Origin of the sequence: Enterobacter asburiae (genome assembly GCF_007035645.1) — a bacterium.
Classification (GTDB): Bacteria; Pseudomonadota; Gammaproteobacteria; order Enterobacterales; family Enterobacteriaceae; genus Enterobacter; species Enterobacter asburiae_B.
Map to the genome: position 1 here is coordinate 85719 of NZ_AP019633.1, position 26517 is coordinate 112235.

General features: G+C 49.8%; 18 protein-coding genes and 8 pseudogenes. 13 read left to right on the top strand and 13 right to left on the bottom strand.

The annotated features are described in order from the left end of the window. Positions 1-18: 18 nt before the first annotated feature. Positions 19-5022, bottom strand: coding sequence for an inverse autotransporter beta domain-containing protein (locus FOY96_RS22745; RefSeq protein WP_143347838.1), 5004 nt, complete (start codon positions 5020-5022; stop codon positions 19-21). Between the two features lie 1093 nt (positions 5023-6115). On the opposite strand from FOY96_RS22745, the pseudogene FOY96_RS22755 reads away from it, so the two are divergent. After that, positions 6116-6316: pseudogene (locus tag FOY96_RS22755) on the top strand (helix-turn-helix domain-containing protein); the annotation flags it as partial. A 76-nt stretch (positions 6317-6392) separates the two neighbouring features. On the opposite strand, the gene FOY96_RS22760 reads toward FOY96_RS22755, so the two are convergent. Further along, entirely contained in the window at positions 6393-7943 is a 1551-nt protein-coding gene (locus FOY96_RS22760) for an EAL domain-containing protein (RefSeq protein ID WP_172620544.1), read from the bottom strand. Between the two features lie 699 nt (positions 7944-8642). On the opposite strand from FOY96_RS22760, the gene FOY96_RS22765 reads away from it, so the two are divergent. From FOY96_RS22765 to FOY96_RS22805, 10 genes and pseudogenes are all read left to right on the top strand, one after another. Beyond that, positions 8643-9407 carry a fimbrial biogenesis chaperone gene (locus FOY96_RS22765; RefSeq protein ID WP_127728956.1) on the top strand — a complete coding sequence of 255 codons (765 nt, stop codon included), beginning with the start codon at positions 8643-8645 and terminating at the stop codon, positions 9405-9407. 38 nt (positions 9408-9445) lie between these two features. Further along, positions 9446-9706 carry a FimD/PapC N-terminal domain-containing protein gene (locus FOY96_RS22770; protein ID WP_143347840.1) on the top strand — a complete coding sequence of 87 codons (261 nt, stop codon included), beginning with the start codon at positions 9446-9448 and terminating at the stop codon, positions 9704-9706. Positions 9707-9843: 137 nt separating this feature from the next. Then, positions 9844-10272 (top strand): AfaD family invasin, encoded by a 429-nt coding sequence (gene afaD / locus FOY96_RS22775; RefSeq protein WP_164850603.1) that lies wholly within the window; start codon positions 9844-9846, stop codon positions 10270-10272. A gap of 103 nt (positions 10273-10375) precedes the next feature. Beyond that, complete coding sequence (locus FOY96_RS22780) at positions 10376-10951, top strand: hypothetical protein (RefSeq protein WP_143347841.1); 576 nt, start codon at positions 10376-10378, stop codon at positions 10949-10951. A 33-nt stretch (positions 10952-10984) separates the two neighbouring features. Beyond that, positions 10985-11494, top strand: a complete 510-nt coding sequence (locus tag FOY96_RS22785; RefSeq protein ID WP_143347842.1) for a hypothetical protein — start codon at positions 10985-10987, stop codon at positions 11492-11494. Between the two features lie 274 nt (positions 11495-11768). Next, positions 11769-12308, top strand: a complete 540-nt coding sequence (locus FOY96_RS22790; protein WP_143347843.1) for a helix-turn-helix transcriptional regulator — start codon at positions 11769-11771, stop codon at positions 12306-12308. 89 nt (positions 12309-12397) lie between these two features. Then, positions 12398-13156, top strand: coding sequence for a winged helix-turn-helix domain-containing protein (locus tag FOY96_RS22795; RefSeq protein WP_172620545.1), 759 nt, complete (start codon positions 12398-12400; stop codon positions 13154-13156). Positions 13157-13161: 5 nt separating this feature from the next. Then, positions 13162-13641, top strand: coding sequence for a FidL-like protein (locus FOY96_RS22800; protein ID WP_172620546.1), 480 nt, complete (start codon positions 13162-13164; stop codon positions 13639-13641). A gap of 316 nt (positions 13642-13957) precedes the next feature. Next, positions 13958-14147 (top strand): annotated as a pseudogene (locus tag FOY96_RS23200) (hypothetical protein); the annotation flags it as partial. A 69-nt stretch (positions 14148-14216) separates the two neighbouring features. Next, positions 14217-15548 carry a glycosyl hydrolase family 28-related protein gene (locus FOY96_RS22805; RefSeq protein WP_143347846.1) on the top strand — a complete coding sequence of 444 codons (1332 nt, stop codon included), beginning with the start codon at positions 14217-14219 and terminating at the stop codon, positions 15546-15548. Between the two features lie 606 nt (positions 15549-16154). Here FOY96_RS22805 and FOY96_RS22810 read toward each other — a convergent pair. From FOY96_RS22810 to FOY96_RS23205, 4 genes and pseudogenes are all read right to left on the bottom strand, one after another. Further along, positions 16155-17122 (bottom strand): annotated as a pseudogene (locus FOY96_RS22810) (IS110 family RNA-guided transposase). Positions 17123-17233: 111 nt separating this feature from the next. Further along, positions 17234-17743, bottom strand: a pseudogene (locus tag FOY96_RS22815) (transposase); the annotation flags it as partial. Between the two features lie 233 nt (positions 17744-17976). Beyond that, positions 17977-18474 (bottom strand): hypothetical protein, encoded by a 498-nt coding sequence (locus FOY96_RS22820; RefSeq protein WP_143347847.1) that lies wholly within the window; start codon positions 18472-18474, stop codon positions 17977-17979. Positions 18475-18757: 283 nt separating this feature from the next. Continuing rightward, positions 18758-19025 (bottom strand): annotated as a pseudogene (locus tag FOY96_RS23205) (IS481 family transposase); the annotation flags it as partial. A 152-nt stretch (positions 19026-19177) separates the two neighbouring features. Here FOY96_RS23205 and FOY96_RS22830 point away from each other — a divergent pair. Further along, positions 19178-19854: pseudogene (locus tag FOY96_RS22830) on the top strand (group II intron maturase-specific domain-containing protein); the annotation flags it as partial. Between the two features lie 77 nt (positions 19855-19931). Continuing rightward, positions 19932-20108: pseudogene (locus FOY96_RS23310) on the top strand (IS3 family transposase); the annotation flags it as partial. A gap of 8 nt (positions 20109-20116) precedes the next feature. On the opposite strand, the pseudogene FOY96_RS23210 reads toward FOY96_RS23310, so the two are convergent. The 7 genes and pseudogenes from FOY96_RS23210 to FOY96_RS22860 form a co-directional block, all read right to left on the bottom strand. Next, positions 20117-20354, bottom strand: a pseudogene (locus FOY96_RS23210) (IS66 family transposase); the annotation flags it as partial. Positions 20355-20423: 69 nt separating this feature from the next. Next, complete coding sequence (locus tag FOY96_RS22835; protein WP_143347848.1) at positions 20424-21002, bottom strand: hypothetical protein; 579 nt, start codon at positions 21000-21002, stop codon at positions 20424-20426. Between the two features lie 174 nt (positions 21003-21176). Beyond that, the gene (locus FOY96_RS22840) at positions 21177-21662 is read right to left on the bottom strand and encodes a hypothetical protein (protein ID WP_143347849.1); all 486 of its coding nucleotides are present in this window, start codon (positions 21660-21662) and stop codon (positions 21177-21179) included. Between the two features lie 63 nt (positions 21663-21725). Beyond that, positions 21726-22232: a hypothetical protein gene (locus FOY96_RS22845; RefSeq protein WP_143347850.1), complete on the bottom strand. Its 507-nt coding sequence runs from the start codon at positions 22230-22232 to the stop codon at positions 21726-21728. Between the two features lie 103 nt (positions 22233-22335). Continuing rightward, positions 22336-22764, bottom strand: a complete 429-nt coding sequence (afaD, locus tag FOY96_RS22850) for an AfaD family invasin (protein WP_164850603.1) — start codon at positions 22762-22764, stop codon at positions 22336-22338. A 42-nt stretch (positions 22765-22806) separates the two neighbouring features. Next, the gene (locus FOY96_RS22855) at positions 22807-25362 is read right to left on the bottom strand and encodes a fimbria/pilus outer membrane usher protein (protein WP_269473789.1); all 2556 of its coding nucleotides are present in this window, start codon (positions 25360-25362) and stop codon (positions 22807-22809) included. Continuing rightward, the gene (locus FOY96_RS22860; RefSeq protein ID WP_127728956.1) at positions 25362-26126 is read right to left on the bottom strand and encodes a fimbrial biogenesis chaperone; all 765 of its coding nucleotides are present in this window, start codon (positions 26124-26126) and stop codon (positions 25362-25364) included. Before FOY96_RS22860 ends, FOY96_RS22855 begins: the two co-directional genes overlap by 1 nt. Positions 26127-26517 lie beyond the last annotated feature (391 nt).

A 26517-nucleotide genomic window follows, 5' to 3' on the forward strand; every position in this document is an offset into this window, starting at 1 on the left:
GGTACTCCGGTGTTGCCTTTAGTTCGTGGCACCCGCTGTGATGGTGTACGGGGCGGAGAGGACGATTCCGTCGGCTAGAGTGATGGAGGCCACCATGTCGGAGCCCTCATTCTGTGCGATGCCGGTCATTAACCAGGTGCCGCCTGCCGGCATCCAGGCTGGGGTCGGGGCCGGCCCGGCGCCCGGTATGTTGATGGTATCCGGACTATCAGGCGGCATGTTCGCAATGTTGCCCTGCGCGTCGCGCGGGGTGAAGGTGACGGTCATCTCGTCTCCAATCCAGAACGTGTTGCCGCTGACGACAAGGGTGGAGGTGGCCGCAGAAGCCGCGCCCGCCGTGATGGTGTACGCGGCGGAGGTGACGGTTCCGCTGCCCAGCGTGATGCCGGCCGTCAGGCCGGTGCCCGCCGTCGTCGCGGTGAAGGTGCGGGTCCAGACGCCGTCGGCCTGCGTCCAGGCTGAGCCCTGTGCCGGCGCGGCGTTCGCCACGGTGATGGTGTCCGCAGCCTCAGCCGTGATGGTCGCCGGGCCGTTAAAATTGTTACGCGGGATGAAGGTGACGGTCATCTCGTCTCCGGCAGTGAACGTGTCGCCGCTGACGGCAAGGGTGGAGTTGGCCGCAGAAGCCTCGCCATCCGTAATTGTGTACGTGGCGGAGGCGATCGCCCCGTCGGGTAGAAAGAGTAAGGCCATAAGATCGGTGCCAAACGACGCTGCGGTGAAGGTGCGGGTCCAGACGCCGTCGGCCTGCGTCCAGGTTGTGTTCAAGAGCGGAAGGGTGCCAATCACTGTCATGGTTTCCAGTATATCAGTATCGATGCCTGCTGGGTTGCCCTGCGCGTCGCGCGGGGTGAAGGTGACGGTCATCTCGTCTCCAACCCTGAACGTGCCGTTAGCGCCGCCGCTGACGGCAAGGGTGGAGGTGGCCGCAGAAACCGCGCCCGCCGTGACGGAGTACGGGGCGGAGGTGACGGTTCCGTCGCCCAGCGTGACGCCGGCCGTCAGGCCGGTGCCCGCCGTCGTCGCGGTGAAGGTGCGGGTCCAGACGCCGCCGGCCTGCGTCCAGGTGGAGCCCTGAGCCGGCGTTGCGCCCGGCACGGCGATGGTGTCCGCAACCGCAGCCGCGATGTCTGCCGGGTTGCCCTGCGCGTCGCGCGGGGTGAAGGTGACGGTCATGCTGTCTCCGGCAGCGAACGTGCCGTTAGTGCCGCCGCTGACGGCAAGGGTGGAGGTGGCCGCAGAAGCCGCGCCCGCCGTGACGGAGTACGGGGCGGAGGTGACGGTTCCGTCGCCCAGCGTGACGCCGGCCGTCAGGCCGGTGCCCGCCGTCGTCGCGGTGAAGGTGCGGGTCCAGACGCCGCCGGCCTGCGTCCAGGTGGAGCCCTGAGCCGGCGTTGCGCCCGGCACGGCGATGGTGTCCGCAACCGCAGCCGTGATGGTCGCCGGGTTATCCTGCGCGTCGCGCGGGGTGAAGGTGACGGTCATCTCGTCTCCGGCGGTGAACGTGCCGTTAGTGCCGCCGCTGACGGCAAGGGTGGAGGTGGCCGCAGAAGCCGCGCCCGCCGTGACGGAGTACGGGGCGGAGGTGACGGTTCCGTCGCCCAGCGTGACGCCGGCCGTTATGCCGGTGCCCGCCGTCGTCGCGGTGAAGGTGCGGGTCCAGACGCCGCCGGCCTGCGTCCAGGTGGAGCCCTGAGCCGGCGTTGCGCCCGGCACGGCGATGGTGTCCGCAACCGCAGCCGCGATGTCTGCCGGGTTGCCCTGCGCGTCGCGCGGGGTGAAGGTGACGGTCATCTCGTCTCCGGCGGTGAACGTGCCGTTAGTGCCGCCGCTGACGGCAAGGGTGGAGGTGGCCGCAGAAGCCGCGCCCGCCGTGACGGAGTACGGGGCGGAGGTGACGGTTCCGTCGCCCAGCGTGACGCCGGCCGTTATGCCGGTGCCCGCCGTCGTCGCGGTGAAGGTGCGGGTCCAGACGCCGCCGGCCTGCGTCCAGGTGGAGCCCTGAGCCGGCGTTGCGCCCGGCACGGCGATGGTGTCCGCAACCGCAGCCGCGATGTCTGCCGGGTTGCCCTGCGCGTCGCGCGGGGTGAAGGTGACGGTCATGCTGTCTCCGGCAGCGAACGTGTCGCCGCTGACGGCAAGGGTGGAGGTGGCCGCAGAAGCCGCGCCCGCCGTGACGGAGTACGGGGCGGAGGTGACGGTTCCGTCGCCCAGCGTGACGCCGGCCGTCAGGCCGGTGCCCGCCGTCGTCGCGGTGAAGGTGCGGGTCCAGACGCCGCCGGCCTGCGTCCAGGTGGAGCCCTGAGCCGGCGTTGCGCCCGGCACGGCGATGGTGTCCGCAACCGCAGCCGCGATGTCTGCCGGGTTGCCCTGCGCGTCGCGCGGGGTGAAGGTGACGGTCATGCTGTCTCCGGCAGCGAACGTGCCGTTAGTGCCGCCGCTGACGGCAAGGGTGGAGGTGGCCGCAGAAGCCGCGCCCGCCGTGACGGAGTACGGGGCGGAGGTGACGGTTCCGTCGCCCAGCGTGACGCCGGCCGTCAGGCCGGTGCCCGCCGTCGTCGCGGTGAAGGTGCGGGTCCAGACGCCGCCGGCCTGCGTCCAGGCTGAGCCCTGTGCCGGCGCGGCGTTCGCCACGGTGATGGTGTCCGCAGCCTCCGCCGTGATGGTCGCCGGGTTATCCTGCGCGTCGCGCGGGGTGAAGGTGATGGTCATCTCGTCTCCGGCGGTGAACGTGCCGTTAACGCCGCCGCTGACCCCAAGGGTGGAGGTGGCCGCAGAAGCCGCGGCAGCCGTGATGGTGTACGCGGCGGAGGTAACGGCCGTGCCGCCCAGCGTGATGCCGGCCGTCAGGCCGGTGCCCGCCGTCGTCGCGGTGAAGGTGCGGGTCCAGACGCCGCCGGCCTGCGTCCAGGCTGAGCCCTCCTTCTCCTGTAGCCCCGGACCAGTAAATGTGGCAGAGGCAAGATCCACCTCCGTCACACTGTTGCCGGATGCATCCTTCAGAGTCAGTGTCAGTACCACATCCTCCTGACTGGCATAACGCGTACGGTCTGTTTTAAGGGTCGAAGTGGCCTGCGAGACAGAGCCCGCTTTCACTGTGACGGTGGCCTGCGGCTGCGCCAGCTGGATGCCGTTCACAATAGAGCTCACCGTCACCACGCCCGTCCGCGTGGCGCGCATAGTGGCAGTGTAAACTCCGCCAGCAGACTCCTGCACGTCAGAGAAGGTGACGCCGTCCTGACCGCTGCTGAATCTCACCTTCTGGCCGTTAATCGGAATGCTCGCCTCATCACGCAGCGTAAGCATTACAGGCACCGGCGTATCCGTGTCGGTAACAGGCTGCCCGACCACCAGTGAGGAGTTAGCATCACTCAGAGTCTGGCTGATGTTGACAGTGATGGTGCCGGCGCTGTAGCCGCGCACATACGGAGTCAGCGTGAAGTGCTCTTCCTGCGTTCCCGGAGTAACCGTCAGGTCATAGCTGCCGGCAGAGGTGCGTACGAAATGCCCCACCCGGGCGAGACCGCGTGCAGCCCGCGCTGCGTTTTTGTCGGTATTATCGCTGCGTTCCGTAACAATCTCACTTTCGTCCACGTCAACCGGATTGCCGGCTGCATCACGCAGGGTGAGGGTGACTTTCTGCGCACTGGTGCCGTCCGGGACCAGATTAAGCGACGAAAGGCTCAGGCCCGACAGTGCGGGACTGATGGCTGCCTGTGAAACGACAACACGGGTGCTGGACGCGGCAGAGCGGTTGCCCCGACTGTCCACGGCAACACCGCGTACCGTATAGGTATTGCCGTGGAGAGCTCTTCCCGGCTGCCAGGCCGGTAGTATAACAGCGTGAGAATGCGGGCCGGAAGACATGATAATCCCTCCGGCCGCCTCCAGCTCTGGCGACTGCCACTCAATGCGCTCAGCAGGATACCGGCTCTTTATCTCCACGCTCAGGGGCTTCTGCTCACCAGCGTAGCCAGTGACCAGCTCCTGGGTCTTCAGGAATATGACCTCTTTCTTTTTGTACTCGAGGACAATGTTGCTGTTGCGCTCGACAAGGTCATGGCGAGCACCGCTCAGACTACGCAGTGCGGCGACGGAGTCAGGACTGGTCTGATGCGCCCAGGATACGCCCGGGGTGTAGCGCAGCTCAAGACCCAGGCGGGAATCGCTGGCCGAGCCCTTGCCCTGACGCTGCCCGGCGTTCAGGGTGAGCAGCGGGAACGGCGTCCAGTTCAGGCCTGCAGTGGCGGCATAAGGGTCCTTCTGGCGGTTGCTGTGTCCGAACAGGCCCACCTCTTCACCGTAGTAGCGCTCAAAGCCCAGCGAGGCGCCGAGCTGCGGCAGCGAAGGAAGCCAGCCGCGGGCGGTAATGTCCCAGCCGTTTGCCGGACGCTCAAGGTAGTCGGTGACGTCCGGGGAGTCCTTCCAGCCCGAGAGGCGCATGTAGCTGTTGGCGCCAAGGCGGAGGTTGTCGCGCCAGTATTCAATACCGAGCCCAGCCCGGGTGTGGCTGCGGGAGAGGTCGTGGTCGATAAAGGCGCTGGCGCCGAGCATACTGTCGGACCCGAAGCTGCGCACGCCGAGGCCGAGGGAGGACTGCGTGCGGTCGTCCGCCCGGCGGATACCGCCCTGGGCAAAGGTGAGCAGGTCAGGCGAGTCGTGCAGGGGCACCAGGAGGTCGAGAGAGGAGCCCTTCAGTGAGAAGTCCTTATCAACGTCAATGGTGGTGCGCGCCGTGCCGAACTGGCTGAGCCACTGCTGGACTTCGGCACTGGCGTACCCGCTGGCGAGTGATGCAGCAGCATCGGTATCTGGGGCGTTGCTCAAGAAGGTCCCTGCCCGGGATGCGGCCTGGGCAAGGCGTGCGGCGGCCTGATTGTCGTTCACGTCGGCGGTCGCGGTGGTGTCGCGGTTTGGCTGAACGGCGGAGGCAATAGCCGGGGTAAAGGCAACAGATAATGGAGAGCAGAACTGCACCAAAAGTGTGGCGATTGCAGTTTTCCGAATAAGAACTTTTTTCACAGTTTAATATTCTTCCTAATGGAATGAATGACTGCGGTACTTTAGAATCGGAGTGTGTTTTTTTGGAATGTAATTTTGTTGATTATAGTTATATTAGTTTTATGTGTGTAGAAAGTTTATTTTTTTGGATAGAAAAACCAGCAGAATAAGTGCATGTCGTGGTCGGGGCTGGTGACTGGCGGAGTTTACGGTGTATGGAAAAAAAACCGCCCGGGGAGGGCGGAAAAACCACATCCAGAAAAACAGGGGAATGCAGTGCAACACAATGTTCAGAAGAATCATGACAGGCTATGCTGGCAATTGACAGGCTATAATGGGATGGCTGGAGTGCAAAATAACACGTATCACTCTGTACATGACGGAGGGGGGCGAAAAACGAGATCAGATATTAGCCATTTATAACACATCCTTTTATCTCTGCAACCGGCTGAACCGTACCGGGTTTCAGGGAGACTAAACTCTCAGTGAAAGAAGAACCGAAATGTTATCCAAAACGAGCCAACCGTTATATGCCCCCTTTGATGAAAAGGCGATCCGTGCGGCTTCGGCCAGCCATTATCAGACCCAGCAGCCGTCCTATCCGTCGAGACGGGTCTGTTGCTGCCAATGTGACAAGCTTGTGTTACATTTCGCTGATTATCGAAGGTCTTCACCTTATTAGGTCTGTTAGTTCACTTCGCAAACACCTTTAAACTGCTTCCCTTTGCCGTGTAACGGGCTTTCCCCATCACAGACTACTGCGGAAGCTCCGCCAGCCAGCGAGTCATCGGAGCCATGCCCCCTTAACATCCGTCGCTGACTTTCCCCGGTTCACCTTTCAGCTTCCGTCAGGGAAGCCTTAACTGACTGGAAGTCTGTGTGGCTCAATATCATCTCGTTGCGTTCCCCTAGCAGTTACTGAATGTAGCCATCCGGACTAATTGTCGTTCACGTAGGCGGTCGCGGTTTGGCTGAACGGTAGAGGCAAGAGCCGTGGTAAAGGCAACATATCATAGAGAGGAGCTGAACCAAAAGTGTGGCGAGTCATGCGAAAACATGGAATTGTGGAGGATTGTTGGAAGACGGACATTTATAGCAAAGGAAAATCTGGCACGAGGAAATACTAGCTGTTTTGTCAGCCAAAATGAGCATTCGCGCGATAGCTGCTACACTTAATTCTAGTCATTAGACGATCCCTGCTGAAGTTCAGCGTAATCGAGGCAGGCGCTATTACAAAGCTGTTGATGCTAATAACCGTGCAAATAGGATATCAAAAAGAACAAAATCGTGCTTACTGGAACAGAATTTACCGATGTGAGCGCTTGGTAGTGATTAGCTTATGTAGCATTAATCATAAATATATTCGCCGGTATTATCGTAGCTGGAACTTTTCACTCGTAACCTTGAACGGTATTATCATCGGCTGCCCGAGTTTGTTCCAGCATATTTTTAAACTCATTTAAAGGTACAGGTATACTGAAATAATAACCCTGAAAATGTGTCACCCCCATTGCTCTCAGCATTTGTTTTTGTGTCTCGTTCTCTACACCTTCAGCTATTATAGCGCAGCCCAGCTTTCTGGCCAGATTAATAATACTGGAAATCACATATTGACAAACTCTATCATTTTCAACACCGGAAGTAAACATCTTATCGATTTTTAGATAGTCAGGAGAGAAAAGCTTTACATAGCTGTAGTTGGCATTTCCTGTTCCAAAGTCATCCAATGACAATGCAATATGACGTTCTTTTAATGACTCTATAACTTCCTGTGTTTCTAAACTGTCGGTAATTATTTCCCTTTCGGTTACCTCTAGGACGATACGGAAATGATTGGGTGAAACAAGCCGTGAAAAATAATCACATAATGAGAGTATGTCTTTGTTTTTAAAATGCCATGCACTTACGTTGAAACAAATAATGAGAGGAGTATAGCCGGCGAAACTGAATTCTTTCAATTCTTTTGCCGTATTTATAAAGCAGATGCTTGTCAGTTCTTTAATCGTGCCGTTCTCTTCCGCCAGTTTGATAAATATATCGGGTGCGATATAATCCTTACCGGGTTCTAACCAGCGAAGAAGTATCTCACCGCCTGCAATTTGCTCATTCTCTGCATCATAAATCGGCTGGATCCAGGGTGAGATTTCAGCTTTTTTTATCGCTTTATGAAGACGGGCATCAAGCGTTTTACGATAAAGAACGTACCGGCTCATAAGAAAACTGGTCAGAACCGAAAAAAATACAACTAAAGCTATTGAATCCCAGGAATGTTGCAGGAAAGTAGAAAATGTGTATATCTGTGAAATATCCGCTACGACTGAGAAAGGATACAGCGAAGAATCTTGAGAGATCGTTTTCTCAACTCCTGGCTGGGTGATAACGATACCATCCTTGCTCATAAATTTATTACCTACCTGTATATAAAAATGTGATTTACTGTCTATTAGCTTCAGTATATTGTACAGATAATACCCATCGACACCGGCCAGCACAGAATTTCCATAGCTCGTAAGGTTACGATAGACAATAAGAGAGCGGTAAGGTGTCAGTTCGTTTCCATTAAGCAGTAACAGTTTTCCCTGAGTGTAATCTTTTCCATCAACGTCAAAATGTCTGCTGCCGTAGACAGTTGTACAGTAAATCTGATTGTACTTAGCAAGATTAATAGAACGGACATCAGGAATTGCAGCAACATGTGCCCGCAGAGCTGAAAGAACCGAATCTGTGCAGGTACTTCCAGCATACATGGCGCCTTTTTCAGAGGCTGACTTTGCATGCCCTAATATTGCCTCAACTCTTACTGCGGCCTGCACAAGCTGATTGCGTGTCTCTTGCTCAAGCATTGATTCCATTTTCCAGTAACTGAATGCGAGACCTGAAATAAAGATTACAAAGAAGACAAATGCATTAAAAAGCCATATCGGAAGTTCTAAATTTTTCATAGTATCTGGCATCTTAATATACGGGAGGCTGTACTTAATAAAGTAGCATGAAAAAAGATATTTTGCATGTGTGCAGGATAAACAATAGTAATTCAGATTGCTCGATAATATGTAGTCTAATGAAATATTAGGGCATTATGCTACGTGTCAGCCTATTTTTCTCCTGCAGATCCCTCGCAGCAGCCTCAGTTAGTTCCCACTGCTGCTTCCCTCAGTCGCCCGCTCCTTACATCCGGCTGCGAACTGGATTATCTGCTTCGCCATTCGGACTCTTATATAGTGCCACCCTCCATCCTCCACCCGCCGCCATCGCGACATTATATGCTGATATAAAGGTTGTGCATAGTGTTATAAATTAATATTTATGTAATTGAAATATTATCTTTCAATAACCACCCTGTCCTTCCTATTATTTTTCCGCAATTAGAGCGACCTAATCCCATAAACCGTCGCCGCATTGCTGCATCATGCGCAGCGGTAAAATAAAGCCACTATGCGCCTGCCTTGCGGTTTTTTCAGGCAGATTTGAGGAACACTTTAATCTTGCCCGCAGGACGCTTCATTTTGTGGATGCGCCCTGATTTTCCGCCCGGCAATCCTGCTTTATCCTGGAATCAAGCGCCACAAAGATGCAGAACTGCGGTTTTATTGCCTGGATGCAGGAATGCTGCTTACTGCTTTTACTGACTGGAGTTTCTGGTGAAAAACACCCATATTACCCGCGCGCCGCTGTTCCTCGCGCTTATTTTCGTTATGCCTTCCGCCAGCTCAGCGGAGCCACAAACCAAACTGGAGCAGAAGACCACCACCTACTCTGTCGGCCTCAGTGCAACCCGTCTGATATACACACCGGGCTCGACAGGGGTTTCCGTCACTATCAATAACCCGAACGATTTCCCTGTTCTTGCCCAGAGCGAAGTTTCTCCTGATGATGGTGGGAGCCGTGTACCGTTCTCGGTTACCCCTCCCCTGTTCAGACTTGACGCAGGCCAGCAGAGCCGTGTGCGCATCATAATGACCGGCGACAGCAGCCCGAAGGATCGTGAATCCCTCAACTGGTTCTGCGTGACAGGTATCCCGCCTGAAAAAGGGGACGCCTGGGATGAGCGCAAGGACGCCAAAAACGGCAGCGCCACACTTGACGTTAAGGTTAAGCTTCGTCAGTGCATCAAACTCTTTACACGGCCTGCAGGTCTGAGCAGCACCCCGGAAGCGGCAAGCTCAGAGCTCACCTGGTACCGCGATGCTAAAGGGGTGCGGGCGATGAATAACTCGCCTTATTTCATTAACCTCAAGACCATCTCTGTGGGTGGAAAATCCATTGATGCCCCGGACTATATCGCGCCGTTCAGCAGTCGCATCTACACCGTATCCGGTGGTACCGGTCCGGCCAGCGAGCTGAAGTATGTGGTGATTAACGACCTGGGCGGTGATAGCGCGCAGGTAACCGCCCGTATTCAGTGATGATTTTCATCTTTAGTTTTCCGGGGAGCCATCAAACCATGCGTATTACTGCGATATTTTGCGTGCCTGCCGTTTTGACCTGCCTGACACTGTTTTCAGAGTCTGCGGCCGCACGCACCTATACTTTCGACCCGGCTATGCTGGGAGAGGCCGGGGTCGGAGCAGACATAAGCCTTTTTAACGAAGGTGCGCAGCTGCCGGGAACCTATATGGTCGACATTCTGCTCAATGGCCAGCGAGTGGACAGCCGGGAGGTTGTGTTCTCGCTGGTGCGTGAGGATAACCGTCCCGTGCTTTAGTCCGCTGGAGCGGAAGCGAGTGCAGTGCAAACTATACACTCCCTGCAAGTCCGGGAGCTTCAGGCGTCCATACCATACAGGCGACGTGCCGCTGACGGCACCCACAGGAGAATTAGATGAGAATTCTGAAAGCAATCTTGCGGGCGACCCTGGTCGCCATAATCCTGAGTTTCCTGCAGTCGCTTCCGGCATCGGCAGACATTCCGCATATCGATTTTCGCCCGGAAGCGACCCGAACCGCCGGGCCTGTTGCAGACGGCTCCCTGCTCGGAAGGGGGCGGGTGACCTGGAATGGGCCGCATGAAGGTTTCCGTCTGTGGCTGGAAGGGGGTCAGGATGCTGGCGATTATCGTCTTGCACTCACCTCCCCCGGTGGTACAGGTCTTCCACTTCGGGTCAGGATTGAGACCGACGAGCCGGCGACCGCAGAAGATGCAGGACGTGGCCTGCGTATTCTGAGTAGTCAGAACAGTGTCAATTTCAGGATAGTTACGGACGGCCATCAGGAGGCAAGCCCCGGCATGTGGCGGTTGCTTATCGGGGCGTCAACGGTGCTGAGCCTCTAAAACACAACTCCTTTTACTGTGACCATGGGTACGAAAGGCCAGTAATTTTCGGATCCGTAAAGTGTGGTTCAGCAGGGTCAAAACCCAGAATAATGGAAAAAAGATGATTTATAAAATGAAAAAACTGGTTTTTGCCAGTGCCCTGATATGGTCGTCAGCATCCGTCCTCGCCGCTGACTTCAGCGATCGTCAGGAAAAGGCGGCAGAATTTTCTGATGGCGGTACGGCAGAGACGCTCGTAACCTTTCAGGCGCCTGCTGATGCCTTTGAGCTTGAAGTCAACGGCTATGTGGTACCTGCTGGCCCTATAGAACTACGCCGTATAGTCGCGGATTTTGAGATTAAAACCAAGGTGCCGCGATATATCGCTTTCGCTTTTGCTAACCCCGAATCGACTGAAATCATCTCTGTGTCTCAAGTTATTCCAGGTACAGGTGTTACAAATGCGAACATGGTACTTTCCTTGGTGGATGTAGATGATTTACCTTTGACTTCTGAACCAACTACATTTTTACCCTCTGACTCCGGGGCAGGTTATTGGGAGATAACAGAGAAAATGGTTACCTATCAAAAAGCGTTTATTTTTGCTGTCGGCTCCTATGATCACGGTTATGTTAAGAATACGTTATTCCCCGGTCGATACGAGATAAAGATTAAGGCTGCGGTATATAATCCTTGAGCGACTCCAAGCTCAATTAGTAGGGAAATAAGGATGAAAAATTTGATTAAAACTATCGGACTCACTTGGCTGGCTCTCACCAGTCAGGCCGGAGCATTTACCTTATCTCAGATCACTGAGTCCTCGGGAATGGTGGAAGTTCTTTATCCTGCCAACCAACTGACACTGAATATCTTCACGAAACCTAACCTCCGTCCGGGGACGTTTGCTCCTGGTACAACATGGGCAAACATCACTCTCCAGGCCGAGGGGCCAGGTCTGCTCGGTTTGCGGTGGTCTCCAGACCAGCCAAGGGCGGAAGTTTATAGGGGTGACAGAATCGCGGTTATTTATGGCTACTATAATCCACGCAATAAACTCAAGGTCGAATTTTGGATGCCAAACGCGAACTGGAAGGATGTGGAGGGCGAGAGCTTCTTCGTCCTGAATACTGCCGCCAGCAATATCGGCATGGACGCCACGCTTAATTCTTCATCTGAAGAAACTATCGTCGTGGCTGATCGTTATGAGGCTCGCCTGGAGGCTGCTATATACCGGCCATAAAAGATGAGGCAGAATCCGTACCATGAAGACAAGGTGCCTGCTATTAAAGATTAGCCTAAAGGTACAGGAATAAGTATGAAAAGACTATCGTAATAATTCTGGTTATCGCATCAATACCAGCAGGAAAAGTTATTGTGCAGGATATATTGACCACCACAAACGTAGCGTAAAAACACATTCATTATATAATTAAATTAAAAATATAGTTTAAATAAGCTTTGACATCAAGTGAAAAGCATCATGAGTGTTTTCATAAATTCAACTAACGTGAAGTATGAACCATAAACAACTAATGTATAATGTGAATCATAAACACAAAGCACTCCTTGTCACGGATAATAATTTTCTGGCTGAAGGGGTTGTATCTGTCTTTAAGTATAAACTAAGTCATTTAAAAGTAGAGGTTATTAAAATCACACATGAGGATTTTAGCATGGTTGAAAATTTTTGCGCAGATTCTTTTAAAGTGGTATTTATAGATATTCCACCTCCTGTCTTTTATTTTGGTGGTGAGTCTGGAAGCATCTTAAGAAATAGAGGGGTGGCAATGAAAATATCACCACCATCCATTTTAAAAAAAATAAAGATAATAAAGCCAAACAAAAAAAATAATTTTTCTTTTGAATGCCTTTCACAAAAACAAATAGAGTTTTTAAGCCTGGTATTGCGTGGCGCTACAGAGAGAACTATCAGCAAAGTAATGAATATTTCTGTTAAAACAGTAAGTGCGCATGGTCGTAATGTGCGAATAAAAATGGGGTTGGAAAATAGGAACCATTTTCTTCAGTTTGTCAATTTCATGAGGATAATATAGCGTTCTTGTGCTATAAAACATAGAAAAGATTGAAAAAAAACAAATTTAAATTATACTTAAGAATGCATACTTCAATAGTAGAGTTCGTTATGAACATTATCATCAATAACCAAGTTGTCTTTAACCAAGATGAATTTACACTAACCCTTGTAAGCCAGCCTGAAAACTATATTAAGTTACAACCAATAACATCGTTAGTGCTTTCTGAGCTACTTGAGAAAAGTAATAACACCATATCACGGGAGGAGTTGCTTGAAAACATCTGGGTTGGTAGGGGGTATGCACCATCCAATGCTAGTTTAAATAATAGCATAGCAGCCATAAGAAAAAGCTACTACACATTGACTAACGATGAGTTGCATTTAAAAACAATACCTAAGGTTGGATACGAATTTTATTGTGATAAATATATAGATAATAATGAGAATGAAATTCCAGATGTGTTGGGAAATAAAAAAGAAAGTCGTTACAACCCCAGCGCATACTCATACACAATAATAAATTTTTTATCATTGTTTTCTTTGGTTTTTTTATCCTTGTATTTTTATTTTGAAAGTGTTGGTTTTAATGAATTTAAGAGTAAAACCTATAGTGAGATTGAAAAAATAGGCATTTGTAATATTTATGGATATAACTCATTCGCACCTAAACAAACCTTTGATAATAACATCAAGAAAGATCTCAATCTTGATGAGTGTTACGGCCCTAAAGATGGAAGCTCAGTTGATATATATTTAGATTTCAATACCCAAGGAGGCAAATATATTTTCTATACCACATGCAAAAATAAAAAAGGTGAAGATTTAGAACAATGCATGAATTACAAGATATCGTACTCAACAAGGTGATTCACATGAACAAAAGAGGGTTTGTATTTTTTCAAATAACAGTGGTATTGATTGCTGTGTTTTTTTTATGTACATATTATTTCTTTGTGGACAGAACATTTACATGCGTCGCAGATGTTAATTTTATAGTAAATAAAAACAATGAATCAATTAAATTGGATAGTGATTACGATTTTGTTTTGAAACCTAACAATAAGGCCACAATGCATATAAATGGTACGCTAATATTTAATGATAAAAGATATGAACTAAACAGGGCTTACTTCATTGAATATACCCGCAAACATAATAGCTTATATTATGAAATGCTCATAGTAAATAAAGATAAACATAAACTTGATAACACTCCTGATGAATTATTTGAGGCGTATTTTATGGCGCAAAATATAAGTATACCTTTTTATCTTAAAGTGTCAAAGATACGTAATAATTTATACTTGACTGAAGGGCTTAAAAGAACATATTTTACCTGTTTGAGATCGTAATCAAGTATTAATAGTCGAATTAACCGAGATGGCACGTTTGCCCTGCACCTTCTTGAATAAATTGAACTATTATACATGAAATCATGTATGAGGGCGCGCCAGTGAACGGAGTGATTGAATCAGAAACCAACCCCAGATTCATCATATACGCAGTAAAATAATGTCATCCGCAGCAGAAGGAGCTTAAGACTGTTGGTCACGTCACTATTAACTGCACCTAAAGAAAAACAGTTTCACGATCCCTCACCGAAAGACGCCTGTTACCGTGCTGGAGAATCCGTGCGTTTGCTAAATAACAAATTAAAGTCTTCGCTAAATAGCGGAAACGCCCATGTACAAGATAAAGCAACTGTGCGGCAGCTGCGAGAGTATGATGGTCTGGCAGCAGATGCCCTTTTCATGGTGCGTGCACTTAACAAAAGACAAAGGCAGGTATGCCAGAAAGTGATCTTATCGCCTGGAAACACAACACGCTACTGAAATACTTTCCTGAATTTTTTATTTAACAAATAATGTGAAGTCATGAAATGCGTTTCTTGAGAGACAGAATGACTCATTTCAAATAAGGACTATATATGAAAGATTTAAATATCGGATTGACTGTGAATTTAAAAGATTATATCTATGGGCCTGATGCAGGGATTAATCCTGATACAGGAGAAGACCTCACGGAAAAATTGGCCGCGTTACTTGATGTTAGTAATTCTGCAAAGAAAGGGATTTTCTTTCCGCCTGGAGTCTATCTTTTTTCTAATGATGTAAAAATGAAGTCCTACAATTCGCTGAAAGGTTCTTTCAGCGGCACTGTATTCCGAGGTATCTCTGATAGTGGTAATGCTGTGATGTTTGGTGACTGCACATATGTTAATACAGTCACCACGTTAAGCATCGAAAATATTATTTTTGATAATGCTATTGTGAACTTCTACGGACGTAAAACGAATATAAGCATAAGTCATAATGTGTTTATCAACACCATAACATCTACTGATGTAGCGCAGCTCACCTGCTCTACGCACCCCTATATAATTAAAGGTAACGTTTTCATGCGTGGTAGAGGTTATGCGGGGGTTGGTCTTAGTACTTATGGAAACGCTCCTGGATTAGTTATCGAACAAAATTTCCTTGGTTCAGTGGTTGATATCGATACGGCAAAACCGTGGCTCGATGATGAAACCCAGGTGATGCTCGCAATTTTACTTAAGTTGCGCAAAGCTGGTTCTATTTCATTCGACGACGTACAGGGGGATTTTGTTGCTGGCTGGTACTCCACCAGTAATCTGAAGAAAGCCTTATTTCGTAAAAACTTCTTCGTAGGTAGTCAGGAAATGTATCTCTTCAATCCAGCAACAGGTAAAGAGGATATTAGCCGTGACCATAACATATATATCAAGCAGTATGACCAGGTTGAAGTCGTACAAAATTATTTTGGTGGTTGGCCTTGCGATGATAATCCTTCTGGGCAGTTAAAGTTCCGTAACGCTAAAGGTCTGATTTTCGCAGGAAACTATCTGCAAGGTATTTCCTTCAATGCACGACCATATGACGATGTTAATAATGTCTGGTGGATTATGCAGGACACCTACATTTTTAATAACTACATCAATAATGGGATGGTTAGTTACTGGCAAAATTTTGGTGACAGTGGAGAAAAATCAATCAGGATTTTAAACTATCTGGTCTTCTCTAATGAGTTCATTAATTGCGGAGGTTCTAAGGCATTAATTTCATCACCATCAAGGACTTTTTCACCCAATCAGTTCCTGTGTGCTGAAAACCGTTTCGTTGATACTGGAAAGCTAGTGCCGACAATCGGAGTTTTTGTCGAGACAGATATAAATACTTTGCGAGGAATGTTGCCTGAGTATGCTTATAAGTATCTAGAAGTTAAGCCAATAATGCCTTGAGTGCTTTATTTGATTTAATCTTGAGCTCTCAGGGCATTTAATTATTAGTGCAGGCTTCACTGATTGCCAGCACTAATATTAACTCATTCTTATATACTACGTAAATTACGGCAGTAATTAAGAGCTTTGCTTTTGCGCAAGACTACGATATGCATTGCACTCGAGGATTGATATATTTAGTCTGGCACGCTATTAAGCGTGAAGCCGGAATTTTAATGTCCATTTTAAACTTGATTTTGTGGATTAATACGACAGAAAGAATAAAGTGTGGCAATGCAATTTATTCTATAATGCCGATCGGTAAGGGCACTAACATTGCTCCAGTATGAATTATATCTTAAATTTCATAAACTCACTTTAGTAACTGCATACAGGCTGAACCTAATAGCAGTAACTTTAAAAAAATTTTTAATAAAAATCTTCATAACATCTTTGCGAGTATTCTTAGCTTCCTAAACAAGCATATGTAGTTTAATCATGATTTTTTGCTTTTGGTTTGAACTGCCCCAGTATTAGTTACAACCGTCGAGCTCTTATAGGCTGCTCCCACCCCGGTAGACGATCCTGCCCTATAGTTTGAGCATAGCAACTGTCTTTAGCGCCCGTTTACGAAGCATGCTGGTGATACATCGGATCCCATGCTTCATTCTTTTTCAGCATTGCGTTCAGGATTGTCAGCAATTTTCTTATGCAGGCCGTCAGTGCAACTTTTTTGGGTTTTCCTGCGGCAACCAGGCGTGTATAGAACTCTTTAATTATCGGATTGTGCCTCGTCCCAACCAGGGCTGACATATAGAGCGCTGTACGGACTGAAGCTCGCCCTCCGAATACTGTTCGGCGACCGCGCATCGTACCGGAATCCCTGTTTACTGAAGCACCCCCAATAAGGGCGCTAATTTCACGTCGAGAGAGCGAGCCAAGCTCAGGAACTTCAGTCAGCAATACAGCAACTGTCGCAGCCCCAACACCTTTAACTGCACTCAGTAGATCAGATAACTCACTGAAATGGCTCTTGATGTGAATCAACATTTCACCTTGGATGCGAGCCAGCTCACTCTTCAGTGCCGAAATAATTGATCTAATGCTTTCATAACTCAGAGGATGCGAGGGATGTAATCGGTTTCGTTCGGCTGTAAGCATGGCTGTTAGCTGTCTGCGTCGGCCACCATCGCAGCCAGAATCTGCCTGTGGGCATCAGGCAAGGGACGAATGTATTTTTCCCTTTCCGGGTGCTGGTTAATCACTTCCGACATCTGAAGCAATACTCTGGCATCTATACGATCAGTCTTCGCCAGATAGCCCATTGCACGGGCAAAATCTCGAGCCTGGCGGGGATTAATGACGACAACGTCAAAGCCTTCTGATTGAAGATAACAAGCCACACCTGACTCCAGACCCCCTGTCGCTTCCATGAGGATCAACCTTGTTTCATTTCTCTTTAACTCCCTGAGAACTTGAGTAAAACCATCAGTTCCATTTGGTACAGTGAACTGGCTGGCATTATTGCTGATTGCAATATCCAGAGTACCTTTTGAAACATCTATGCCTGCACAACGGTGATTTGACACGCTCATCTATACCCCTCCTTGCAAATACGATTTGAAGTTCGGACAACTGTTCGGGCTTCAGATGAACGGCTCAGGCTGTGCGTCAGTCGCTATGCTGCGGGCTTCAATAACCCCGGGAGGAATCAGACTACACAGACCTTGCCAAATCAGCCCTTTACCGCGTCGTCTGCGTTTTACGCTCAGTCCATTAAGGTGGTAAATACGGCATACCCGCTTTTGATTGACGTGAAGGCCCTCCCGACGCAGCAGCTGCCGGACGCTGAGCCTCATAGCTGCAGGTCGACAGGGACAAACCTGTAAGTCCGCATGCACTACGTTGCGACAGACCGGTCGCATCACACATAAACTCAACGGCTTCCCGCTTCTGGCCTGTCGTCAGTACTTTCGCCCCTGAGCCACCTGAAGTGCCTCCTTATCCAGCATGGCTTCGGCAAGCAGCTTCTTGAGGCGGGCGCTCTCCTCTTCAAGAGATTTAAGCCGCTTCACCTAAGGAACTTCCATGCCACCAAACTTCTTGCGCCAGGTCTAGAAATTGGCATCGGAAATGGCGTGCTTACGGGCAGAAGCTCCGGTTTCCGCTTCGCGAAGAATACTGATGATCTGTTCGTCGGAAAAACGCTTCTTCATGGGGATGTCCTCATGTCATGTGGCTTATGAAGACATTGCTAATATGGCTGCTTATTAAGCAAGGGAGAACGCCTCAGGTTTTGCTACGACTGTTAAAAATTAATTATTACTGCTTTATTTGTTTTTACTTTAGGAAAAACGGAATGACTAGAGTAATTAGCATGAAAGATTGTAACGAAGACTATATTGGTTGACACTGCGGGAATATTTCACCCAGCAGTGTCAGAGGTATATTAAGAGATGTAACTCGAGGCGTCTAAGGTTACGACATAGTTCCCGGGCATAATTTCTTGTGGACCGTCACTCAAGATGTCAGTAGCGATTGGCCCACCATTATCATTCACGAAGTAAAGATCATTACCAACTGATGTTTGGGTTAATCCAGCAGTATTAATTGCCGCATAAAGGATATGACCATTTTCGTTGGTAATTTTCGCTGAGTAATTATTAATAATCTGATTTGTATTTGAAGGACTCCAACGAACACCTAATTTTTGTGTATTATCAGAACTTTTTACAGAAACAGAAGCAAGTCGTTTGCCGCCGTCATCAGTGCCAGAGGTCAAATCCGAGCGTGGGGTAATTTTCAGAGTAATTGGTCCTGAAGGACTGCTAAAGCTAATAGTGGCACTAGTAGTGGTCTCATCTTGAAAACTTGCAGCTGTTGACATGTTAGATGCAGCCATTCCTGCCAAAGCTAGAATGGATAAAGTAATTTGTTTCATCTTCATTCTGTATACCTGTGAGTCTGTGAGTTTTTTGTTTGAGCTAAACGAAGTTGTTTTAGCTGGTGCGAGATTAAATGAAAAAAAACAAGCGCAAAACATAATATCAAAATTAACCAAAAATTAGATTAAAATCCCATAAAGAAATGTTTTTTTTGATTTTTTTGTTCATTTTTTTGTAATTACTGTGTTCATTGACTTCTATGCCCATATGCAATTGACAGATCTAACTTCGCCATACTCTCGCGCCCTGTTTTTTTGGTACTGACGAGAACATGGTGAACGCTTTTTAACATCCTTTACTCATGGTGATCGACTGTTTCTTCCTTTCGTTCCCCCCCACTTTGCTGCTTTAACACCATAATTCGTAACAGCTATCCTCCTGCATCTCATTAAGTACGACCCGTTCTCTCCAGAACGCTTTACCTGCGTTCAGACTGATACCTCTGACACTCAGCTTTCCTCTGATACCTACTTTCCTGACTATCCCCCCCTTCCTCATATTCCGATGGAGATATGTTGCTGCTGTATTGCCGCACAGAAGGCTGAGAAAGCGAGGCCGCCAGAGCACTAGCGCATATCGCTTTCTGCTACTGCGATTTTACCCTTATGCTCACGCTTTGGCCGTTCCGGTTTGTAATGCAGTAATAACAGATTAGTTTCTGCATTATCGCGTTTGACATACCCGAGGTCGTCTATCACTATCACCCGGTACCTGAGCGAGAAAGCCAGCAAGGATCGCTGGTACTGGAATAACAGTATCCAGCGGGGCCGAAGTACCGCAATCAGAGAAAACTGGCAATCGAAACCCGCTGTGGCGTACTGCCGATATGCCGGTGACTTCGTGCTTATCGTCAAAGGCACCAAAGCACAGGGGGAATTATCAGAGAGGAGTGTCGGGGGGGCTCGAAGACAGCCTGAAAATCAGGCTTAACATGGACAAGCGCAGAATCACCCATGTTAATGACGGCTTTATCTTTCTGGGGCACAGGATCATCCGCAAACGCAGTCGTTATGGCGAGATGCGGGTAGTTTCGACGATTCTGAAGGAAAAAACCAGATACTTCGCTGCATCACTGACAGCACTGTTATCAGGCAATTACAGTGAAAGCAAAGTTGATATGGCTGAACAACTCAACCGGAAACTTAAAGACTGGTCTCCGTTCTACCAGTTCGTTGATTTTAAAGTCAAAGTCTTCAGTTATATTGACCGTGCCGTGTTCTGGAAGCTGGCTCACTGGCTGGCCCGAAAATACCGTACAGGTATCGCTTCCCTGATGAGGTGGTGGTGTAAATCACCGAAACCGTGTCAGGGCAAAGCAAGAAGCCAGAAACACGTATACATCGCGCTTTACAGAAGTGGCAATGGCGTTCGCCAGCATTTAAATAGAGCGGATGCGCTTAAAGGTGCACGTCCGGTTCGGGGAGGAGAGGCAGGGAAATAGTCCGACTACGCCCTGCCTCTTACTCCACACCGTACCAGCCAAGGCTGGTTCTATCTGGCGGTGGTTATCGATCTCTTCGCCTGTTACATAGATGAAACTGACTTTATCTCGCGATCTGACACTAGATACGCTGATGATGGACTGATGACGAGGAAAACCTACAGTTGGGTCTTCGTATACTCAGACCAGCGCAGCTGGTGAGGCACTTGATCGGTCAGTGCATCGCTTTTTTTCTGAAGCCGGGTCAGATTGCTATATGTCGAGATTCCTTTTCAGAACGGCTGCCGAAGTTCATTCTGCGGAGTTTATACTGCTGTGCCTGAAGATGGTCTATTTCACGTTCCGGTTGCTCGGTTTTTCCTGCAGGGCGAGGATCAACGCATCCTGTTCGTCCAGACGCTCTTTAAACAGAAAAGTGTTGTCAGAATAGATGTAGTTAATAAGCCTGAGTTTTCTCAGGCCTATTATAGAGGCATGTAGGATATGTAATTTACTGATACAAATCATTTTTTAAGGGTTATATATCGCCCCTTCAACACTTAATGTATATGTGCCAGCATTAATTTTATGCTCTCCCGCTAACATTGCACTAAACGTATAACTCGGCGTTGTTGTTTCTGTAATAATCATATCTATGCCATTAATAGATGAATAGCTCACTGCATCACCTACAAGCTGCAAAGGTAATTCATGTGAAAAGTTTTTCCCTTTTCCTTTTAGGATGGTTTTACTCCCAGAGGTTTCTGTTACTTGATTTGAATTGGTTGGACTAAATCTGAGCGCTAAACGTTGTGATGAACCATTGTCGGTCGTTATCTTAATATCAGCAATCTTGGTTCCCTTGGGATAGTCATTTTCAATTAATTCCATAGGTATTATAGAAATTGTAATGGGGACTGGTGCCTTTTTAACCTCAAAAGTCACTTCCTTATAAACATTATCTGAAAAGCTAGCGGCAAAACTACTAGCGTTAACAATCAGAAGGGTTGCAATTGTAAGGGATTTTAAATTTGTCATGGCGTTTCTCGCTTGCATTAGATTAATTTTTTTCAAAAAATTAGTTACTGTAATTTTGACGTCCTTTGCCATATTTTTGCCTCAAATTGTTTAAGTATCATTGAGGAAAAAATCTAAGCTTCACAGTTAATGCTATTTAAACTAGCTAAGTTGACCTATTCCTATATGTGAGAGCCTTTCCATTAGCGTTTTTTCATCTGGCATTCTTTTCAGGAGCATTGCAACCCGCCGGCTGCAAATGCTATGTCAATCGTTATATACCGCAGCCTGAATTGAGACCGGGTACACACCCGGTTCAATCTCCTGAGCTGCAGCCAAGCTAATGTCCGCCTCTACCGGCCCCTTCTGCCCGGAGACGTAAAACGTCTCTGTACCCAGCACAGTCGCTGTCAGGTCATAAATGTTCAACATCAGCTTCAAAGTTTTTTTTGGCTGTGTTTTGTTTTTCACCGTCACGACATTGCCGTTCACCCCCTGACTTGGGGACAGCAACCAGCGGAATCCAATCTTCTCGTCACGCTCACTGCTGGCGCGCAGAGTTGCTACTTTCGTACCAGCTTCCATCGTCACGCTAGCGTACAGACCTGTGATTTGCTCGAGCGTCAGGGTGACACTGTTTATGTCGCGTGTGAATTCCAGCGAGACGTCTGCATTTATGCGGTCACTGAAGGCATCGGATAATGCCGGTGCAGACAATCCCGCCATGACGCCTGCAATAATCAGCTTTGTCATCTTTATATTCATGTTAATCATTCCGATTGTTATGTATTAACAAGGAAATAGCCTGGGCAGGAATTACGGGTTGTACACTGCGGCATCAACAGCTATAAGGTATGATCCCGGCATAATGTCTTGGTTTGCGGCGAGAACAATATCATTAGTCAGGTTGCCGGCAACATCAGACACGAAGAATGTGTCGGTTCCCTCCGTTATCGGACTCACGCCTTGTTTCTCAGCAAATGCCAGAGTCACGTATGTATTTGGCTCACTCACATGATTAACCTGAACAATTCTGCCATTTTCCTGAATGCTCTGATATATTTTATCGGACCAGCGGAAGCCCAGTTGTGCTGGGTACTCGCTAATCACACTCAGATTCGCAATTTTCGTGCCAGCTTGTATATTTTGCCCCGCGGACAGATTCTTAATCTGGCTCAGTTTCAGTGTCACCTTGTTAAGCTGGCGGGCATAGGTCAGGTCAGCCTCGATCACCTGACGATCGCTGAAGTCAGCGGCGAGGACGGATGCTGAAGACCATATCAGGGCACTGGCAAAAACCAGTTTTTTCATTTTATAAATCATCTTTTTTCCATTATTCTGGGTTTTGACCCTGCTGAACCACACTTTACGGATCCGAAAATTACTGGCCTTTCGTACCCATGGTCACAGTAAAAGGAGTTGTGTTTTAGAGGCTCAGCACCGTTGACGCCCCGATAAGCAACCGCCACATGCCGGGGCTTGCCTCCTGATGGCCGTCCGTAACTATCCTGAAATTGACACTGTTCTGACTACTCAGAATACGCAGGCCACGTCCTGCATCTTCTGCGGTCGCCGGCTCGTCGGTCTCAATCCTGACCCGAAGTGGAAGACCTGTACCACCGGGGGAGGTGAGTGCAAGACGATAATCGCCAGCATCCTGACCCCCTTCCAGCCACAGACGGAAACCTTCATGCGGCCCATTCCAGGTCACCCGCCCCCTTCCGAGCAGGGAGCCGTCTGCAACAGGCCCGGCGGTTCGGGTCGCTTCCGGGCGAAAATCGATATGCGGAATGTCTGCCGATGCCGGAAGCGACTGCAGGAAACTCAGGATTATGGCGACCAGGGTCGCCCGCAAGATTGCTTTCAGAATTCTCATCTAATTCTCCTGTGGGTGCCGTCAGCGGCACGTCGCCTGTATGGTATGGACGCCTGAAGCTCCCGGACTTGCAGGGAGTGTATAGTTTGCACTGCACTCGCTTCCGCTCCAGCGGACTAAAAGTTTACCTTTTACCGGCAGTCCGGTTAGGTATACCTCACCGCCAGCGCCGGCAACGCCGGCACCGCCTTCCGCCCCAGACACGGTTACTAGAGCGCCGAATGGAACACCGCTGCCATCTACCCGCGTCAGACGCATCAGAGCACGCGCACCGGAGCGGGTATTAAAGCGTGCCGTGACGACGGCTCCACGAGTAGGTACCACCCGTACATCCGTCTGGGTGATTTCTACATCATCAGCAAGACTCAGCGGATCAAGACTAATTATGTTTTCCTGATACGGTGTAACCGACGGATGCAAAGTGTACCCACGATAATCGGTCCGCACACCGGAGGTGCCACTGACAGAAACACCTGCTGCACCGGGGGCCTGCACCAGGCTAACAGTGCCCGGTATGTTCTGTCCGAATGTCAATCCGTTTTCGTGCAGAATCATACCGCCATTAAGTTCTGCGCTAACGGTACGCTGCTGAGTGTTATAGCTGTAACCAGTCCCGGCATTACCATAGGCTCCGCTCCAGCCCAGATGCATATAGCCGTTGTTCGTTGACGGTCCTTCACGACTGAGGCTGCGGGCTTGGCGTACGTCCCAGTTCAGGCGGTGGTCCAAAGCGGAACCGTTGAGACCCAGGCTATGGGTATCCCCGCTGCGGCCCATGGTGCCCTGATAAGAGGCTGTGATGGTGCTGTCGGCACGACTTGTGAGCGGCAAACTGAGCCACAGACTGCTCAGTGACTCATTTCGAATTGCCCCAGTGGCAGTGGTGCTCCGCGTACGGGACTGACTCAGTGAAAGCCTTGCCCCCCATGGCAGTCCCATTCCGTAGCTCAGGCCATAGTTATTGTCATTTCCGTCATGGTGCCAGTAGTCTGTGATGGAATAATTAATCCCCAGACTACCAAAACGACCTATTGCCTGAGAGACGGCAATACTGGTCGTGGAGCGCATGCGACCGTAACTTCGGTTGTACCAGAGGTTACTGTCAGTCGGATTAGTCCGGCCGTAGCTATTGAGAGTCTCCTCAATAGTCGCAAATCCAGGAGTAGCATGACGATAGCCTGCTACGGTAAGGGTTGTATCGGTAGCGTCGATGAGTTTGCTGTAGCGCACACGCCATGCCGTTCCCTGTTCTTTGTCTTGGTCACGCAGCTGCGCCTGGGCACCGGTTACGTCAAAAGACGCAGATCCCCAATTACCAAGGGATACTCCCAGCCCGAGCGCTGCGGACCGATACGCTTTTGCACCCTGCAAGCCGCCGTAGATTGTCAGATCATAAGGCAGACCGTAGAGCAGCACAGCCTGCCCAATAGTTGCAGCTTCTGTGTTATGGTCAGCAGGCCGATACTGGCCTGCCATCAGGCCGTAACTAAGATACCCTTCCTTCAGAGAGACCGCGGGGGTCTGATAGGGTACGCTGAAGGTCTGCTGGCTTCCATCACTTTCGCGCACTGACACCTGAAGCTCTCCGCCCCAGCGGCCCGCCAAGGTAAGATCCCGCAGGGCAAACGGACCCGGAGCCACAGTGGTTTCATACAGCAGGTATCCTCCCTGTCGAACCTCAACGCGCGCCTGGGTTCGGGCGATACCACGAATCATAGGGGCAAAAGCGCGTTCGGTATAAGGCACCATCAGCTCGTCTGAAGCCAGCATTACGCCGCGGAACGGTACACCGTTAAATACTTTGTCTTCCGTGGTACGGTCTCCGAGGGACAGCCTACTGCGCAGGCCACGAAGGCCACGCTCGGCATATGTATAGCTTGTCTGCCAGCGCGCCTGCGTATTCTCCTGTTTCTGCCAGTTGGACTGGCTGCGCAGGCGCCAAGCTCCGGCGTTCAGACCAGGACTCAACTGCGCGAAGCTGCTGTCGCTATTTTTCCCACTGTTACCGCGCAGTTCGGTGCGACTTGTACTGGCGCTGTAGTTCATAAGAAAAGCCGGAATACCATCGTCCCACAGAGACTGTGGCGCAATTCCTTTACTGGCGGGCCGAAGATGGATTTGCGGTACCGACAGACGAAGTTGCTGCTCGCTAAAGCTGAAGTTGTAGGTTGTCCCGGACAGTATGGAAAGATCAGCACAGCCGGAACCGTTGTCAAGCGACTGAAAATCCTCTGTGCGCACGCCATAGCGCGCTAGCTGTTCGACACTCAGACAAGGGTAAAGCACGGGACGGTTATCCTCACGCACCAGCGAGAACACAACCTCCCGGCTGTCCACTCGCTGGCCATTGAGCAGAATGTCGACCATATAGGTTCCCGGCAGCTGCGCACCTTCGTTAAAAAGGCTTATGTCTGCTCCGACCCCGGCCTCTCCCAGCATAGCCGGGTCGAAAGTATAGGTGCGTGCGGCCGCAGACTCTGAAAACAGTGTCAGGCAGGTCAAAACGGCAGGCACGCAAAATATCGCAGTAATACGCATGGTTTGATGGCTCCCCGGAAAACTAAAGATGAAAATCATCACTGAATACGGGCGGTTACCTGCGCGCTATCACCGCCCAGGTCGTTAATCACCACATACTTCAGCTCGCTGGCCGGACCGGTACCACCGGATACGGTGTAGATGCGACTGCTGAACGGCGCGATATAGTCCGGGGCATCAATGGATTTTCCACCCACAGAGATGGTCTTGAGGTTAATGAAATAAGGCGAGTTATTCATCGCCCGCACCCCTTTAGCATCGCGGTACCAGGTGAGCTCTGAGCTTGCCGCTTCCGGGGTGCTGCTCAGACCTGCAGGCCGTGTAAAGAGTTTGATGCACTGACGAAGCTTAACCTTAACGTCAAGTGTGGCGCTGCCGTTTTTGGCGTCCTTGCGCTCATCCCAGGCGTCCCCTTTTTCAGGCGGGATACCTGTCACGCAGAACCAGTTGAGGGATTCACGATCCTTCGGGCTGCTGTCGCCGGTCATTATGATGCGCACACGGCTCTGCTGGCCTGCGTCAAGTCTGAACAGGGGAGGGGTAACCGAGAACGGTACACGGCTCCCACCATCATCAGGAGAAACTTCGCTCTGGGCAAGAACAGGGAAATCGTTCGGGTTATTGATAGTGACGGAAACCCCTGTCGAGCCCGGTGTGTATATCAGACGGGTTGCACTGAGGCCGACAGAGTAGGTGGTGGTCTTCTGCTCCAGTTTGGTTTGTGGCTCCGCTGAGCTGGCGGAAGGCATAACGAAAATAAGCGCGAGGAACAGCGGCGCGCGGGTAATATGGGTGTTTTTCACCAGAAACTCCAGTCAGTAAAAGCAGTAAGCAGCATTCCTGCATCCAGGCAATAAAACCGCAGTTCTGCATCTTTGTGGCGCTTGATTCCAGGATAAAGCAGGATTGCCGGGCGGAAAATCAGGGCGCATCCACAAAATGAAGCGTCCTGCGGGCAAGATTAAAGTGTTCCTCAAATCTGCCTGAAAAAACCGCAAGGCAGGCGCATAGTGGCTTTATTTTACCGCTGCGCATGATGCAGCAATGCGGCGACGGTTTATGGGATTAGGTCGCTCTAATTGCGGAAAAATAATAGGAAGGACAGGGTGGTTATTGAAAGATAATATTTCAATTACATAAATATTAATTTATAACACTATGCACAACCTTTATATCAGCATATAATGTCGCGAT